12 protein-coding genes are annotated in these 17,777 nt (G+C 42.8%); 7 read left to right on the top strand and 5 right to left on the bottom strand.

The genetic code is table 11. The annotated features are described in order from the left end of the window. Positions 1-16 precede the first annotated feature (16 nt). The 4 genes from BMW86_RS27235 (at position 17) to BMW86_RS27250 (ending at position 7,712) form a co-directional block, all read left to right on the top strand. Entirely contained in the window at positions 17-1,591 is a 1,575-nt protein-coding gene (locus BMW86_RS27235; RefSeq protein ID WP_089786154.1) for a SusD/RagB family nutrient-binding outer membrane lipoprotein, read from the top strand. A gap of 441 nt (positions 1,592-2,032) precedes the next feature. Further along, positions 2,033-5,209, top strand: coding sequence for a SusC/RagA family TonB-linked outer membrane protein (locus tag BMW86_RS27240; RefSeq protein ID WP_089786157.1), 3,177 nt, complete (start codon positions 2,033-2,035; stop codon positions 5,207-5,209). Positions 5,210-5,220: 11 nt separating this feature from the next. Then, positions 5,221-7,089 carry a RagB/SusD family nutrient uptake outer membrane protein gene (locus BMW86_RS27245; protein ID WP_089786159.1) on the top strand — a complete coding sequence of 623 codons (1,869 nt, stop codon included), beginning with the start codon at positions 5,221-5,223 and terminating at the stop codon, positions 7,087-7,089. Next, positions 7,086-7,712, top strand: coding sequence for a DUF3823 domain-containing protein (locus BMW86_RS27250; protein ID WP_218149240.1), 627 nt, complete (start codon positions 7,086-7,088; stop codon positions 7,710-7,712). Before BMW86_RS27245 ends, BMW86_RS27250 begins: the two co-directional genes overlap by 4 nt. Positions 7,713-7,977: 265 nt before the next feature. Here BMW86_RS27250 and BMW86_RS27255 read toward each other — a convergent pair whose 3' ends face one another. Further along, positions 7,978-11,484, bottom strand: coding sequence for a M43 family zinc metalloprotease (locus BMW86_RS27255; RefSeq protein ID WP_177189414.1), 3,507 nt, complete (start codon positions 11,482-11,484; stop codon positions 7,978-7,980). A gap of 192 nt (positions 11,485-11,676) precedes the next feature. Here BMW86_RS27255 and BMW86_RS27260 point away from each other — a divergent pair, with 192 nt between their 5' ends. Continuing rightward, the gene (locus BMW86_RS27260; RefSeq protein WP_089786164.1) at positions 11,677-12,897 is read left to right on the top strand and encodes a hypothetical protein; all 1,221 of its coding nucleotides are present in this window, start codon (positions 11,677-11,679) and stop codon (positions 12,895-12,897) included. Between the two features lie 6 nt (positions 12,898-12,903). On the opposite strand, the gene BMW86_RS27265 is transcribed toward BMW86_RS27260, so the two are convergent. Both BMW86_RS27265 and BMW86_RS27270 read right to left on the bottom strand, forming a co-directional pair. After that, positions 12,904-13,311, bottom strand: a complete 408-nt coding sequence (locus tag BMW86_RS27265; RefSeq protein ID WP_089786166.1) for a response regulator — start codon at positions 13,309-13,311, stop codon at positions 12,904-12,906. 5 nt (positions 13,312-13,316) lie between these two features. After that, positions 13,317-14,570 carry a sensor histidine kinase gene (locus BMW86_RS27270; RefSeq protein ID WP_255373024.1) on the bottom strand — a complete coding sequence of 418 codons (1,254 nt, stop codon included), beginning with the start codon at positions 14,568-14,570 and terminating at the stop codon, positions 13,317-13,319. A gap of 392 nt (positions 14,571-14,962) precedes the next feature. Here BMW86_RS27270 and BMW86_RS27275 point away from each other — a divergent pair, with 392 nt between their 5' ends. Next, positions 14,963-15,190 carry a DUF3820 family protein gene (locus BMW86_RS27275; RefSeq protein ID WP_089786169.1) on the top strand — a complete coding sequence of 76 codons (228 nt, stop codon included), beginning with the start codon at positions 14,963-14,965 and terminating at the stop codon, positions 15,188-15,190. A 188-nt stretch (positions 15,191-15,378) separates the two neighbouring features. Here BMW86_RS27275 and fabF read toward each other — a convergent pair whose 3' ends face one another. Beyond that, positions 15,379-16,638 carry a beta-ketoacyl-ACP synthase II gene (fabF, locus tag BMW86_RS27280; RefSeq protein WP_089786171.1) on the bottom strand — a complete coding sequence of 420 codons (1,260 nt, stop codon included), beginning with the start codon at positions 16,636-16,638 and terminating at the stop codon, positions 15,379-15,381. Positions 16,639-16,654: 16 nt separating this feature from the next. Beyond that, complete coding sequence (locus BMW86_RS27285; RefSeq protein ID WP_089786173.1) at positions 16,655-17,206, bottom strand: TetR/AcrR family transcriptional regulator; 552 nt, start codon at positions 17,204-17,206, stop codon at positions 16,655-16,657. Positions 17,207-17,297: 91 nt separating this feature from the next. Here BMW86_RS27285 and BMW86_RS27290 point away from each other — a divergent pair, with 91 nt between their 5' ends. Beyond that, on the top strand, positions 17,298-17,777 hold the full coding sequence (locus tag BMW86_RS27290; protein ID WP_177189415.1) for a DinB family protein: 480 nt from the start codon (positions 17,298-17,300) through the stop codon (positions 17,775-17,777).

Raw genomic sequence — 17,777 nt, forward strand, 5'->3', positions numbered from 1 at the left:
CAACAAAACAAGAAAAATGAAAAGAATTCTGATCAATATAACCGTCCTCTTTTTACTTATAGGTACTTTCAGTTCCTGTAAAAAAAAGGTAGATGCTGAGTACCTCAATCCGGAAAAAACAGCCACTGGCTCTCTGGGAAAACTGCTTTCGGGCATGTACCTGAATAAAAGGATTCACCCTTCTTACTGGGATTATTATACTTTCATCATGCCTACGCTGGCGCTGTATACACAAACTGTTGGAACAGCACCTTCTACGGAGATGTACATCCCTTCGCTGACTTATTCAGAAGGTCGCTGGACAGATTACTATGCTGGTTCCAGTGGTACAGATTATAACTATAACGGTCCGGGTATCATGAGCAATTATCGCGAAATGCAAACTACCTATGCCGCATTGTCTGCTTCAGAACAAGCCGCTAACCTGGTGTTCCTGAAATGTGCACAGGTGGTATTATATGACCAGACAGCACAGATGATAGATCTCTGGGGAGATATCCCTTTTTCCCAGGCAGGCTCTCAGAATACGGCTACCCGTGATATCAGCAATTCGCCTTTCCAGGATGCTGCCAGTGTGTATGATACGCTTATCACAGGACTCAAAGACCTGAACACTTATTTCGATACCGCTACTTTGTCTACTGTAATAACAAAAGAATTACAGACACAGGATATTGTCCTTGGTGGGGATCTTTCCAAATGGCAACGTTACGCAAACTCTCTTCGCCTTCGTCTGCTGATGCGTATTTCAAATTATGATGAAGCTACTGCAAAAACAGAAGTAACGACTATGCTCAATGATCCATCTGCTTATCCACTTATTTCTGACAATACCTACAACGTAGAATTACAGGAAAGTCCCAGTGGTTTAAAAAGTGATTTGTATGATGTATTCTCAAACTTTAGCTTCGGGCCTGCTTACCTGATGGATACACTCATGGTGGCCAATGATGATCCCCGTACAGCTGTATATTGGGATACCAACGCTTCAGGCGAATACAAAGGTTTCCCTTATAATGGAACAACAGCAGACTATGAGGGTGGGGGATATGCTACCTACGACTCCGCTACCTTCTACTACAATTATAACTTACCAGGCGTCATGTTCACGGCTTCTGAAGTAAGTTTCCTGAAAGCAGAAGCAGATGAAAGATGGGGACTGGGAACTGCTCAGACAGATTACGAAACAGGTATTACCCAGTCGGTTGATTTTTACTACGGCATCAATCAATCCCATATCCTGAGATCCGGCAGCTGGTCCGTATTAGCAACACCTTCTTCTGCCACGATTACCAGTTACCTGGAACAATCGGCCATCGCCTATAGTGGTACTACTACCGAAAAACTGGCGAAGATCTATACGCAGAAATGGATTCATTTCTTCATCCTGCAGGCCGGACAGTCATGGGCTGAATTAAGAAGAACAGGTTACCCTGTATTACAATATGCTACCGCTACTGCTTCCGGCGCTACAACGCCACCGGTACGCCTGCTCTATCCTTCTACAGAACAACTGTACAACAGTGCAAATTATTCTGCTGTCTCTGCCAGGGATACAAGAGACACGAAAATATTCTGGGATGTGAACTAAAAGTGACTCCGTATAAACAAACTGAGGCACTACTCAAAAAGTAGCAGTGCCTCAGTTTGTTTACATAATCTTCGTACCGGATGTTATTGATCAATGAATACACCTTATCTGACGTGAATATCAGGTGAAGTTAAATTGAAAAACAAATCCTGTACCCATATTCCAAAGCTAAATCAGAGAACTAAACAGTCAGATGTAGTGTATTTATGATCAATAACATCTGGCAATCTACGCTGTCATAACATTCAAACTGAATCTCTACCCCCAAAGCATATAATTGTTAAATTGACATTTATATTTTAAATTCATATAGAAATTCAACGTTAGCAAATGAAAAACGCCGGGAGTACTGACCGGTAGTAGATTGTATTGTAGTAAACCTAAATCTGTATTAACCCGGAAATAATAACCCAAATTCCATCACACATAAAAACAATCGTTATGAAAATGCTTTACGCTTTTTTAGCGCTGTTGCTTCTTGTATACCAGCAAGGATATTCGCAGCAGGGCACTCCTAAAACCTATAGCGGTATGATCACAGATTCCTCGGGTATTCCCATTCCCGGAGCCACTGTTTCTGTGAAAAACTCCAGTAAAGGAGTGGTGACAAAAAACGATGGGTCTTTCTCCATCCAGGCTGTCCCCGGCACAGTAGTCGCTGTCAGCATCATCGGTTATTTATCCAGAGAAGTAACCCTGGGGAATGATAACAGGGTGCAGATCACCATGACTTCCCAGGCCAGTAACCTCACGGACATTATCGTAGTGGGATATGGTACCCAGCGCAAAGCCTCTGTTACAGGCGCTGTAAGTACCGTAAAATCGGATGATCTGATACGGACACCCGCTACCACTACTTCATCTGCGCTGGTGGGCAAAATGCCGGGTATCACGGCCCGCTCTGCGGATTCCCGTCCGGGTAATGGTACCAGCATACAGATCCGTAACCTGGGTAGCCCGCTGTTTGTAATAGACGGTATTCCCTATACCGGAAGTACGGGTACTACTGCCTTTGGTTACACCACCGGCTCCGGACAGGATATCTTTAACAACTTAGGATTGGATGATATTGAAAATATCACCATCCTGAAAGATGCTTCTGCTTCTATTTATGGTCTCAGGGCTTCCAATGGGGTAGTGCTGGTCACGACTAAAAAAGGGAAGAAAAACGAAAAACCCAGCATCAACATGTCCGGCTATTATGGATTCCAGAACTTTACCCGGTATCCTCACCCGGCGAATGCAGGGCAATATGTAAGGGCGCTGGTAGAATCTGAACAGAACCTGGGCAGGGACCCTTCACTGCTTTACTCCCCGGCAGAACTGGCTAAATGGGAAGCCGGTACAGAGAAAGGATACAAAAGTTATGACTATTATAAAGAGGTATTACGCCCCAACGTACCTCAGTATTACATCAGCGCGAATGCGTCCGGTGGTACCCAGCGCTCTAATTATTATATGTCTGTCAGTCGCCTGAAACAGGATGCTGTTATCAAAGACTACAACTTTGAACGTACCAACCTGCAGGCGAATATGGAAAGCAGTCTGGCTAAAGGTCTGAAAGTAGGTACACAAATCAGTGCAAGACTGGAAAAGAGACACAATGTAGGGGTACCTGGTCTGGATGACTATTTTAACCCCTTCCTGAGCATCTTCAGTATGTGGCCTACCGAGAGTCCATATGCGAACGATAACCCGAAATACATCAACCAGACGCATAATGTGAACGTAAATCCGGCTACTTACACAGATGACATCACCGGTTATGTAGATGAAACCTGGAGAGGTATGAACGTAAACCTCAACGCACAGTATGATTTTAACTTCGGATTGAGCATTAAAGGGATTTACTCTTATAATTACCTCAATGAGGAATTTGATGGCTTTGAATACACCTGGGATGCCTATAAGTATGATCCTGCCACAGATAGCTATCATACAGAAGCAGGATTTGGTAACCAGAACCCCTGGCGCGAACGCCATAAAAGGAATGTAACTTCCCGTTACGGCCAGTTCCAGTTAAGCTATAACCATAAATTCGGGGGACATAATATCTCTGCCGTAGCGGCATATGAACTCTCCGATTATGATAACTCCTACTATGTCGTACATACCATTCCAACCAATAATTATGTACCTACACAATACCTGGTAGAAGAAGATTATTTATCTGATGAATGGAACCTGGAAGCAAGAGCAGGATATATTGGAAGGATCAACTACGATTATAAATCCAGGTACCTGGTAGAAGTACTGGGTCGTTACGATGGCTCTTACCTCTATGGAAAAGGACATCGCTGGGGCTTCTTCCCGGGCGTTTCTTTAGGGTGGAGAATCTCTGAAGAACCTTTCTTCAAAAACAATATCGTAAATGATCTGAAAATACGTGCTTCCTATGGAGAAACCGGTAGTGAACTGGGATTCCGGGATAACAGTTATCCAGGTGGTTACAGACCACCGGATGCTTTCGGTTATCTCTCCGGTTATAACTTCAACCAGGGTGGTGCGGTTGTCAACGGTAGCTATGTCATCGGTTTACGCCCGCGTGGCTTGCCTGTGACTGAGTTATCATGGGTGAAGAACCGCACGTTAAATGCAGGTATCGACTTCACCGTATTAAACAACAAACTATCCGGACAAATAGACGTATTCGAACGCCGTCGTACCGGTCTGCCTGCTGCAAGATACGATGTGTTGTTACCAAGTGAAGTAGGCTATGGTTTACCCAATGCGAACCTGAACGCAGATGCTACCCGTGGTATAGAAGGCATGGTCGCTTACACAGCGAGCGCAGGCAAAGTAAACTACTCCATTGCTGTAAACGCTACCTATGCAAGGTTAAGAAGCCTCAGCAGCTATAAACCACGCTTTGGTAATGCATACGATAAATACAGGAACTCCATTGAAGACAGATGGTCTAATGTAACCTGGGGTTATCAGCTGGATGGACGTTTCCAGTCGGAAGATGAAATTAAAAATTATAAGATTGATAATGATGGACAAGGCAACCGCACAGAGCTTCCCGGAGATTTTAAATACAAAGATGTAAATGGAGATGGGATCATTAATGATCTTGATCAACGCCCTATCGGCTATGCACAGGGCGCACAACCATATGTGAGCTTCGGGTTAAATGGAAGTGTAGGTTATAAAGGCATCACACTACGTTTCGACTTCGCCGGCGCTACCATGCAGTCTTTCCTGCGCGATTATGAACTGCGTTATCCTTTCCAGAACAACGGTTCTTCTCCTGCATATATGCTCACCGACCGCTGGCACCGTGCAGACCCTTACAACCCCAACAGTAATTGGATCAGTGGTAAATACCCTGTTATCCGCAAGGATAATACCACACACGTTAACTACCGGGTGAATGATTTCTGGATTACCAACGTACACTACATCCGCTTAAAGAACCTGGAACTGAGTTATAATTTCAATAAAGAATTAGTGAAGAGAATGGGACTGTCAGCATTGCGTGTATACGTAAATGGTACTAACCTGTTCTCACTGGATAATGTAAAACAGTTTGAGATAGATCCGGAAATAAGTGCTGTAAATGGATTGGTATATCCACAGCAACGCTTGTACAACTTTGGTTTTAATGTATCCTTTTAATCATTACAGTTATGAAACGACTACTTATTATATGCATTTTGTTCATGAGCTGTCAGAAAGACTGGCTCGACAGAAAGCCCCGTACTATTATATCAGATGAACAGGTATGGAATGATCCTAAACAGATCGTAGCACTGCTAGCTAATTTCTACGACAGACTACCCACAGAAACCGGACTGGTAGACGTATCCGACGCGGCTGATGGCCGTCTGGCGCAATGGCGTAACATGGCTAATTATGATGATGCCATGTGGAGCGGTCAATCCAATGAAGATGGCCGTAACAACATCACTTCATACAATTATAACAGCTGGTACCTGTGGAATTATACTTTAATAAGAGATATCAATCTCTCCCTCGAAAATATAGAGTTGTACGGAAAGGACTTAACAGCTGCACAGAAACAACAGTTCTCCGCAGAACTCCGTTTCGTAAGAGCCTTTAATTATTTCGAGCTGGTGAAGAGAATGGGCGGGGTGCCACTGGTAACAAAACAACTCGTATATGATTACAGCGGTAATGTAACAGATCTGCAACAGCCACGTGCCAAAGAATCAGAAGTCTATGATTTCATCGCCAGCGAAGTAGATGCTATCAAAGATAATTTAGGGAATGATGGCAGTGTATCCCGTGCAAACAAATACACGGCATTGGCATTGAAGAGCCGGGCAATGTTGTATGCAGGCTCTATTGCAAAATACAATAACCTGATGGCGGCGCCTATTACTACCCCTGGTGGAGAAGTAGGCATCCCGGCATCTATGGCCAACGGATATTACCAGAAAGCACTGGATGCTTCCAGGGAGATCATTAACAGCGGGGTATACTCTCTTTATAAAAACAATCCTGATCCGGGAGAGAACTTCTTTGAAACAATAGCGAAGAAAGCATCTAACAAAGAAGTGATCTTTGTTAAAGATTACCTGCTTCCCACAAGAAAACACTGGTTCTCTTATGATAACATTGCAAGAGGGATCAGGGAAGATAACCTGGGCTCTTCTTCTGTAGTGCCATCTCTCAACCTGGTGGAAAGTTATGAATACCTGGATGGTACAAACGGGACATTGAAAATCCGTACAGCAGATAATAGCGATTTTATTTACTACGATAACGTCGCAGATATTTTTGCGAATAAAGATGCCCGTTTATACGGTACGGTTATCTACCCCGGCACTACCTTCAAAGGATTACAGGTATCCATACAGGCAGGTGTAATGGCCTGGAACAGCAGCCGGAATGCATACGATGTAGTAGAAGGAAGTGACCTTGGTACTACTTATACAGATGGTAAGCTGTTAACGGGCACTTCCGGCCCTCACCGCTCTATACAGGAAGTTTCCAATACCGGCTTTTATCTGAAAAAATATATTGATCCCAATGATAAAACCAGTACCCGTGGTATCCAGAGTGATATGTGGTGGATCTGGTTCCGACTGGGAGAAATTTACCTGAATGCCGGTGAAGCAGCTTTTGAACTGGGACAAACAGGAGATGCACTCACCTATATTAATGCGCTGAGAGAAAGAGCTGGTTTTGGTGTCAACAGCTTAACCATTTTAACAATAGACCGTATCCGTAATGAACGCCGGGTAGAGCTGGCCTTTGAAGATCAGCGCCTGTGGGACTTAAAGCGCTGGCGTATGGCAGATAAGGTATGGAATGGTAATGCTTCCGGTGCGGATGCAATGGTGTATGCATTATATCCTTACAGGGTGGTTCGCCCGGGAGATGCTGCACATGATGGTAAATATGTATTTGTGAAGATGGTGGCGCCGCGTTTCCGCGCACCCCGGTTTTTCCAGCTCGGGAATTACTATACTTCTATTGATCAGTCGGTGTTGAACAACAATCCTAAAATCGTTAAAAACCCTTTCCAATGATGAAGTACATATTACTCATAGCAATACTGATTGCCGGATGTAAAAAGGATAACTACGAAAAGCCCACGTCTGTGCTGACAGGCAGGGTGGTTTATAATAAAGAAGCACTTGGTTTGCGCTCTAATGGCGTACAACTGGAATTATGGCAGCATGGCTTTGAGCTGTTCACCAAAATACCGGTGTATGTGGCCCAGGATGGCACTTTCTCTGCTTCATTGTTCGATGGTACCTACAAGCTGGTGTTGAGGCAGGGAAACGGTCCCTGGAAGAATAATACAGATTCTCTGGATGTTACTGTACAAGGTACTACCAATGTGGATGTAACAGTGCAGCCGTATTTTATCCTGAAGAATACCACCTTTACTAAGAATACAACGAATATTACTGCGGTAGTAACAGTAGAATCTGTGAACACAGGGCTGCCACTGGAATCAGTATCCTTGTATGTAGGTAATACAGATATTGTAGATCAGGTGAATAATGCGGGATCTGTTACGGTAGTCCCGGATATCTCAGCACCTGTTACACTTTCTGTCACGTCTTCGGCGCCTTTCGCCAGAGTAGGAGTGAAGACCGCCGGAGTAGCAGAACTGGTATATTCACAGGTAGAAAAATTACAATGATGTTTATAACAAAACTTAATAGGCCCCCGTTTTTTAACAAAACATAATAGGCTCCGTTAGGAGCCCCGTGTTTGTAGAAAACACATTAAACAACAAAACGAGACTCCGTAGGAGTCCCCTATTATCCGCGAATTAGGGGACTCCTACGGAGTCAATTAAAGAGAATATTAACATTTGCTACAAACACGGAGCTCCTAACGGAGCTAAATAGAGTAGCTATTAATTGAGCTTTTGGTCAGCGTCTTTATTATTTTATCATTATCACCTATTTTATCAGCATCACCGATCCTTTCACAATCTCCGTAGATCCATCAGAGAATTCCACATTTGCAAAGTAGATATAAGGACCCGTAGCGGCATCAGTTCCTCTCCATCCATAACTCCTGTCATTTGCCGGAATGTTACTTGTTTCAAACATCTTATTCCCCCAACGGTTAAATACTATAAAGCTCTTGATGTTCTTAATATCCTTACTACCGATAATATAAAACACATCATTCACGCCATCTCCATTAGGTGTAAATGCAGAAGGTATTACAAAACGCGTGGTAGTAAACATCTGTAAAGAAATATCCGCAGTATCCGTACAATAATACTCGTTCTTCACTTCTACCAGGTATTTTATAGAAGTAGAAACGGTGGCTGTAGGACTGGGGCAATTACCACAGGATAAGCCTTCCATAGGCATCCAGGTGTATACTTTTCCTATGCCGCCCGTAATTACAGGAGATAATTTCACAGTAGCTCCCGGTCTGTTAACCACTTGTACAGATGGCTCAAAGTTAACAGTGAAAGGAAGGTCTTCCGCATTATCCGTATCATTATCATACAGCGTTTCTTTCACTACATGCTGATCATTTACTACAGCATATAATTGTCCTGTAGCAGGAGAACCAACAATATGCGTATAATCTTTACAAACGGCATCCGCTGTTAACACAGTAACAAACACTGGTGTTAACAGATGGGCTGTATCATTCAGGGGATCACCATCATAAAAAGCTACCGGTAGTGCTTTATAAATACTATCATATCCGTTAGCAGTACAGATTTTGAAGGAGACGATAGAATGTGCATTGTCATAACACTTTACATCTGTAATCTCTACCGTGTAGTCTGGTGGTACTAATTTAATAATACCTGTAGGCTTTAACACACAACCATACAGGCTGGTAAGTGTTACCGGTACAATAGCACTGTCCAGCATTTTGATAGTAGGTATCAGGCAATCTGTACAACTTAAAGTATAGGCATCCGCTGTTTCCCATGCAATAGTAACAGGGTCAAATGCATTCGTCTGGAAAGTGATGGGGAATGTTACCCCTCTGTAAACAACCGTGTCAGCAGGTACTACAGACGCAGAAGGGAAAATATATACCCCCGGATTCGTATTATTCGTGGTGTTCGTTTCCGCCCATGCAGCAGTACTATTTACCGCTGCAAAGAATCCGCCATTCGACGTGTTCTTAATAGTTTGAGAGAACGTTTCACAGGTCCCTGAACTATACGCAGCTGTTATAATAGTAGTATCCAGCTGCTGAGAAGAAGCATCATAAAAATTTACGGATAACCCTTGTGGGATATTCCCTTTTGCATAACTGTTACAGATGTTATAGGTGAGATAGATACTATCACCTTTCGCACATTCAGTAGTCAGTACTTTTACCGTGTAATCATCTACGGTAGCAGTATGTATTGTAACAAAAGCACTATCGTAACAATTATTATCGGTGTATATTTTTACCTGTTGTACAAACAGGGTGTCTTTCCTGTAAGGCGCGATAAAGTTAGTAGAAGTACAGTGGTCGCAATCCACATGAGATAAAGGCCACCATTCACCGTCCAGCATATTACCATTCGCCGTCGGTGCCAATGTTACGATCTGATCAGGTACCAGGTATAAATCCGATGGCGAGAACTGCACCTTGAATTTGAAACTTACAGTAGAAGCATAATTGTTACCGTAATTACTTTCTATCAGGGTATCTAAAGGATTTGGCAGTACATATGGGCTAGAAGTACCGTCATCATTAAACACAGCTACTAATGTATCCAGTCCTGCACTGCCTGCATTCAGGATATAGGTCTCGAGATAAGAAGCACATTTTCCTTTGATATCGTATGGCAGTAAATAAGAGGCTCCTAATTTGGTAGCGCTACCTGTTCTTGGATCACGGTTGTAAAAACTAACAGGGGTATTTTTAGGAATGGTTTTATATCCGAAGTTATTAAAGAACAGAGAGATCTTTAACTGATTCTGATCATAACATTGCACTTTCGTAACATATACCACACCATCTGCTGTAGGATCATCCACTACGATGTTCACAGCATTGGTGGTATCAAAACAGCTGCCGTTATCAGCAATCAGGCGTACTTTGTAAGTACCAGGTGTATTGAATACGTATGTCAGGTCTGTATTGGTACTTACCACCTGTTCTGTCATACCGGTGTTACTGCTCATTAACCAGCGGTAGTTACTGGCATTCATAGAGCGGTTTGTAAAGAGTACACTATCCAGCTCTATGCCTTGTTTTGAAGCGATCTTTCTTTTATCAGGATAAAATCTTGATACTACACCACAACTCACCACCAGCATATCCTGTGTCATTGTATAACAACCAGGTGCAGAGTATGCCCTCAGTGTAATTTTATAATTCTTCTTCGCCGTTACCTGGTAACTGAAATCGGTAGTAGTAGCAGTGACTACATCATCTACCAGCCATTCGTAATTAGTAGCGCCGGTAGAGGTATTGGTAAAGTTAACGATGTCATTTATAAAAGGATAATCGATATCTTTTGTAAAGGTAGCCACAGCAGCAGATACACACGGAGGCGTACACACGGTACTACCAATCATTCCCGTAAGACTGCTTGCTATAAAATTGCGCATACGTGTTCCTTGTCCGTCTGTAAAGGAAAGTATACAGCCTACACCACCACCATAGTCCATGAAATTATCCGGAAGATCTGGTACATCTGTAGAAAATCCGGAGAGTGTATCTGTACTACAGGAGTTTTCCGGGCTGCTGCAGGCAAAACCACCGGCAATAGATCTGTCGGGAGGTGTATCGCAGACCATATCCCCATCTGTGGTACAATCGTCGTTTTTACAATCCTGTGCCGCAAATGTGTGAATCAGACTCAGATAATGCCCCATTTCATGTGCAAGGAGATCTACCCCTAGTCCAGATACCACCACTTCTCCACCTGCACTGGCATAGCCCGCCATTTTCAACCTCGTCCACGTTCCGCATTCAAAGGACTGCATAAACTCCGACTTGATATCTGACACCACCCATATGTTGATGTAACGGGTAGGGTCCCATGTACCAAGCGCAGTAAGATCACTGCCTTCCATATCCGCATCAAAATCAGTCAGGTATGATTTGGTACGCAGAATGCCTGTCGTCAATCCACCGGAAGGATCTGTTTTAGCAAGGCAGAAGCTGATCTGTGTATCGGACCTGCCGCCTGCAAATGCACCGGTTTTGCCGTATGCCTGGTTCAACATGTCTAGTGCATTCGTCACATCAAGGTCCGTAATGGTAGTCGGATCATCCTTAATGATATGAAACACAACGGGCAGCGTATAAACAGCTGCTCTTGCAGCCTGTTGCCGCACCGCTTTATTCATGTTAATTTCCTTCTTTACAAAGGTGGCATCCTGTCTCCAGGTCTTCAGCATCACGTCCGTTCCACAGGAACGGGGATGTCCAGCCTCCCAGATGGAAGCTCTGGAAAGTTGCCCTGTTTGACGTGGCAGAGGCATTTGTGCATTCACAATGTTATAAATAACAAGGAGATATGACAACGTTAGTAATAGAAGCTTCTTTAGGGACATAGGTATAGTGTGGTGTAGTTGGTTGTACTTAGTTTAAGTAAAGTTATAATATGATTGTTACATTCTCACCAATGTTTTATTTTATGATATAAAATATTATTTTTATTCAAAATGCCGACGATGGACCTGGAACTACAGAAGCAAGATTTACTCGCAAGATGGAAGCAAGCATTTAATGAAATTGAGCTAATCCAGCAATACAAGGATAAAATCCAGACTGAAAGATATATTCCCGGTTTCAGATACGATCTGAAAGATTATGGTACCCCTCTTTTCCTCAAACCAGAAGAAAAACTTTTTCCAGAAGCACGTTCCCGCGAAATCAGTGATTATCATTTTTATGGATTTGCAGCAGATGGATTACCCTGTTACACTTCTTTTGGTCACCGTGTTAATAAAGTGAGCTGGGAGGGTTATTACAGCTATAGTGATAACGTAGTGGAGTATATAGAGTTCTGTATGGAAACAGGCATTCCTTCTACCATCAAACGCTTTATTTACAATAACGGAGAAAAGGCGATTTATCAATCTTTATCAGTAAACAGCAGGGGAAGTATCCCTGTTTACAAAGGTCTGCCTAAAGCGCAGATTATCACTAATATCATTGAAGATCAGCATTCACTGTTTTGTGCAGTAGAAAAATACACAACAGAACATGGAAAGATCCTGAAGGCTGATTGTATTGCGATTGCACCAGGATCAGGAGAATACAGGTATGAAGAGATTTACAGGTACGATGATGCAGGCAAGCTGGATGAAATACGCACAGTGTATGAAGATGGAAAATCATCACTGGCCTATGTGCAGTTGAATAACGTTGTCAATATAAACCAGTTATCCAACGAAGTTTCTGAAAGCATGGCGGAGGCTATTATTGAAACACTGCTGGAAGCTAAGATAGAAGTGCCGATATCGTTACTGGAAATTAATTATAAGTTCGTAACGGAATATATGCCATTGCTGACTCCCCGTTCTCTTGCTTTTACAGATCAGATATCTGAGGAGCATATGGATGAAGATATTTTCGATCTTATTTTTTTATCAACGGAAGTCTCACATGCTTATTTGCACCTGAATGCCGGCAAATTTGAACGCGTGTTCCGTCAGTTCATTCAGATCATAGAAAGGGAAGAAAAGTGGGATATGGGCACTGCAATGCTCAGGAAAGTGGCTTATCTGTTAACCACAGGTAAAATGAACAACCGTATTCCTGTCAGTGATGAATTTGCCGCTTATGCGATTGACTGGGAATCAGATATGGAGGAATTCGAAGATATCCTTGTAGAATGTGGTGTAACCAACCCCGTTATAGCCTCCTGGAAGGACAGGGGATGGTTGTGATCATCCTCAGTTTAAAAAATACTGGGAAAGTATTTCTTCCATCATAGCAGAAGTTAACGGCTTACATCTGAAACCCGCTATAGCCGGGTTGTTATCAGCACGTTTTCTGTCGTCCGGATTCAATGAGGTAGTCAGCATCACTACTACTACCTTACCTTTTTCTTCCTCTTTCAGTTTGGAATATTCATCCAGGAATTCCCATCCATTCAATCCTGGCATATTGATATCCAGTAGAATTAATTCGGGTTGCTGACAGGCGGCATTGTTACATTGTTTAAGGTAATCCAGTGCATCGGCTCCATTCCAGGCTACCTGTACATGATTAGCACAATCTAATTTTTTAATAATCATCTGACTGATAAAGTTAGTAGCTTCATCATCTTCCACAAGTAAGATAGAATTCAGTTTCTTCATAGGATCTATGCTGGAATAGTAAAATAAAATTGACTGCCTTTTCCGGGGGCCGATTCCACCCAGATTTTTCCATTATGCAGTGTTACGATTTTCTTGCAATGTGCAAGACCAATACCAGTGCCTTCGTACAACTGTTTACTATGCAGTCGCTGGAAGATCTCAAAGATTTTTTCTTTGTAACGGTCTTCCATTCCTATGCCATTATCACAGCATGAGAAAAGCCATCCATCATCAATTTTACAAGCTGAAATATGGATTCTGGGTGATTGATCTGGTTTTTTAAACTTGATAGCGTTACTGAGCAGGTTCTGAAACAGTAGTTTCAGTTCTACAGGATACGCATTTAATATGGGAAGATCTTTCACTGTCACTCTTGCTTTACTCTCTTCTATCGCCTTGCGGAGGTCGGCTTTTACGGCTTCTATTACTTCATTACAATCCACCTTTTCCGGCACTCTTTCTTTTCCTATACGGGAATGGTCGAGCAAAGCGATAATCAGTTGACTCATACGGTTGGATGATTGGGTAATGAACCGCAGGTATTTGTCGGCCTTTTCATCCAGCTGTCCGGTATATTCTTCTGCCAGTATTTCAACAAGACTGGTAATAGAGCGTAATGGTTCCTGCAGATCATGGGAAGCGATATAGGTGAATTGCTCCAGCTCCATATTTCTGAGTTCCAGTTGTTCAATGTATAAACGCCTGTTTTCTTCTGCCAGTTTTTTCTCCGTCAGATCATGTGTGATCTTTATAAATCCGCTGATAACACCTTCTTCATTATGTATAGGAGTGATGGCCACGGTACCCCAGAAAGTAGTGCCATCTTTACGTACGCGCCAGCCCCGGTGTTCTACGCGTCCTTCTTTGATAGCAATGGATATCAGTTTTTCCGGTAGAAATTCCTGTCTGTCTTTTTCTGTGTAGAATAATCTGAAGTTCCTGCCAAGTATTTCGCTGGCCGTATATCCTTTAATCATTTCGGCGCCTTTGTTCCAGTTGAGGATATTGCCATCGATGTCCAGCATCAGTATGGCATAATCCTTTACTTCTGCTACCATGTTATTGTAGCGCTGCCGGGATGTTAACAGTTGTTGTTCTGCTGCTTTTAGTGAAAGTTCTGCTTCTTCCAGTTTTCTACCGAGAATATGAATCCCTGTAGCCAATTCCATCTCATTGGTTACTTGCTGATGCTCTGTGTTGACATATTGTTGCACTATTTCCAATAACTCTTTACGGTTGGCCGTATCCCCGTATTCCATACACCGCTGTTTAATTTTCAAAACCAGGTAGGTAAACAAAAAAACGGTTACAACCACAAATGGGTTGTAACCGGGCATTCTTGAATTACCACTCTTCTGGGGGGATGTATAAATCAAAAAGTTTACAAAACTGCAAAACGAAATGTACTTTCTTATTTGCAATAGGTATAGGTATAAACATATTACGATTGTTCGTTTTCTTACTTGAAAACAAGGCAGTCACTAATTATTTTATTGTTCTAATTTGCTGATTATAAATGCTTATTGTCCCTTGTGTCTATACTTTAACAGATATAGATAATTTATAATAACCTATGTATATACGTAAGCGGGTTTCTTCCGGATTTTGAAAAGGGAAAAAAAGTAGGGATTTTTTTTGAGATATTTGTGTGATGGAATTAGCACAACCCGATCCTGAGATCTTCAAACAACTGGTTACCATGAAAATGCCTTTTGGCAAGTATAAGGATGTACTGCTCTGCGACCTGCCGGTGTCTTACCTGGAATGGTTTCAGCGGAAAGGTATGCCACAGGGTAAACTGGGTATGTTATTGAATACGATATATGAGATTAAGATAAACGGGCTTACCGGCCTGTTGACGCCTTTAAAAGGGAAATAAAGCAAAAACTATTAATCAATTTGGCTCCGTCAGGAGCCCCGTATTTGTAGCAAATATTATATAAAATAAAAAAGACTCCGTTAGGAGTCCCCTATTTATAAGAATTTAATAGGGGACTCCTAACGGAGTCTGGGTTTGATAACTTATCGTATACTACAAACACGCCGCTCCTAACGGAGCTTTAATTATCAGTTTACTTCTCTGAACAGCACAATGCCATTATGCCCGCCAAACCCGAAGGTATTGCTCATGGCCACACGCACTTTCTTCTCTATGGCTTTTCCTAATACGATAGGCATCGTAGCCGGAATCGCCTTATCCAGTTCTGTAGTATTAATAGTAGGAGGTATGATGCCGTGTTTGATACTTAAGACAGCGGCAATCGCTTCTATCGCACCGGCAGCTCCTAACAGGTGACCTGTCATGGATTTGGTAGCGCTGATAGACAAATGCTTAGGATCTTCCCCGAACAATTTAGTAATAGCAGCTATCTCGCTCAGATCGCCTACCGGGGTGGAAGTAGCGTGACCATTCAGGTAATCAACATCTTCCGGTTTCAGTCCTGCTTCGCCTAATGCATTCTGCATAGCCCTTAAAGCACCCAGTCCTTCAGGATGAGTAGCTGTCATATGATAAGCATCAGCCGTCATGGAAGCGCCTACTACTTCCGCATAGATATGTGCACCTCTGGCGATAGCGTGTTCGTATTCTTCCAGCACCAGCGCACCGGCACCTTCTCCCATGATAAAACCATCCCTGGTCACATCAAATGGTCTGGACGCAGTAGCCGGATCATCATTCCTGGAAGACATGGCCTTCATAGCACAGAAACCGCCGATAGAAGCCTCTGTTACAGGAGCCTCAGATCCACCGGTGATAATCACCTTTGCTTTTCCCAGACGGATATAGTTCAATGCGTCCATAATGGCCGTATTGGAAGTTGCACAGGCAGAAACGGTGGTGTAGTTGATACCCATCAGTCCAAAACGGATGGAGATCATACCGGAAGCCATATTGGTAATGAACTTTGGTACGAAGAAAGGATTGAAGCGGGGATTAAATCCGCCCAATGTATATTCTTTTACCTGTTCTTCGAAGGTTTGCATGCCACCCTGACCGGAACCCCATATCACCCCTGTATCAAAAGGGTCCATCTTGGAGAAATCCAGTTTAGCATCATCTACAGCCTGTTGAGCCGCGATCAGTGCATATTGTGTAAACGGATCGGTTTTGCGGATATCGTTTCTGTCCAGCCATGCGGTTGGATCATAATCTTTTAATTCACAGGCAAATTGTGTTCTGAAACGTTCAGGATTAAACCTGGTGATACGGGCAGCCCCACTAATACCGGTTGTAAGATTATTCCAGTAGTCAGCGACGTTGTTGCCTATGGGGGTAAGTGCTCCTAAACCGGTTATTACTGCTCGTTTTAACGTGTATGTTTCCATTGATTCTATATAATATTTATAAAAGGTCTTTTAATAATTGATTACTTATCTTTTCAAATACTTCTTTTCCCGTTACCCTGGCTAAAAGCAGGGATGAAATCATGTTGGATACCACCAGTAAAGCCCGGTTGTATGCATCTCCTTCAAAATGAAAGAGTTGCTTTTTGCGCCCGTTTTCCAGGCACAAAGTGACCCATTCCAGCACATCTTCACTCATATGCTGCACTTTTTCCTGCATTGCTGCCGATAAAGTTTCATAATCGGGGGAAAGAGAGCCCATCAGGCATATATAACCCTGCTTACTTCGTTGATAAAACACATCAAAAAAGAATTGCAGCTGTTCATTTTCCGGAAAAGTAGCCCAATATAGCTTATTGATTGCCAATTTTTCTATTTCCTGGTTAATAACAGCAATTCCCAGGTCGGTTTTTGATGGAAAATAGTAATGTACAGCAGCATTCTTAATCTCCAGGGGATCAGAGATATCCTTGTAACTGAAAGCATTAAACCCCCTGGTCCTGATCAGGCGGTCAGCCAGCTCAATAATTCTTTCTTTTGTATCCTGCATATATAAAGGGCAAATTTACTTACTTGTAGGTAAGTAAGCAAATTAAATTCCATTGGCACCTTTCTTGAGCGTGGTAGGAAAAAAAATCGCCATGTCAAAGAATACCAAGGAACTGGTAAAATCACTGAAGGAATTACTGACCGGAGGGCATGCACATGCTACCTTCGATGATGCGATAAAAGGACTGCCTGCCAAATTACGTGGCGTAATACCGGAAGGGATGCCATACAGCATCTGGCAACTGGTAGATCATATCCGTATTACCCAGTGGGATATCCTGGAGTTTTCCCGTGATCCCAAACATACATCACCTTCCTGGCCGGAAGGATACTGGTCTGAGAACCCTGAGCCACCGGATGAAACTGCCTGGAAACATGCTATTGATCAGATTAAAAAAGATACTAAAGCATTTATTCATTTACTGGAAGCACCGGATGCAGATTTATTCACGCCTTTTCCGTATGGGGATGGTCAGCATTTGCTGAGGGAAGCCTTACTAATAGGAGATCATACCAGTTATCATACAGGGGAGATCATTGTGGTAAGAAGATTGTTAGGTGCCTGGAAATAA

Source organism: Chitinophaga sp. YR573, assembly GCF_900110995.1.
In the GTDB taxonomy this organism is placed as follows: Bacteria; Bacteroidota; Bacteroidia; order Chitinophagales; family Chitinophagaceae; genus Chitinophaga.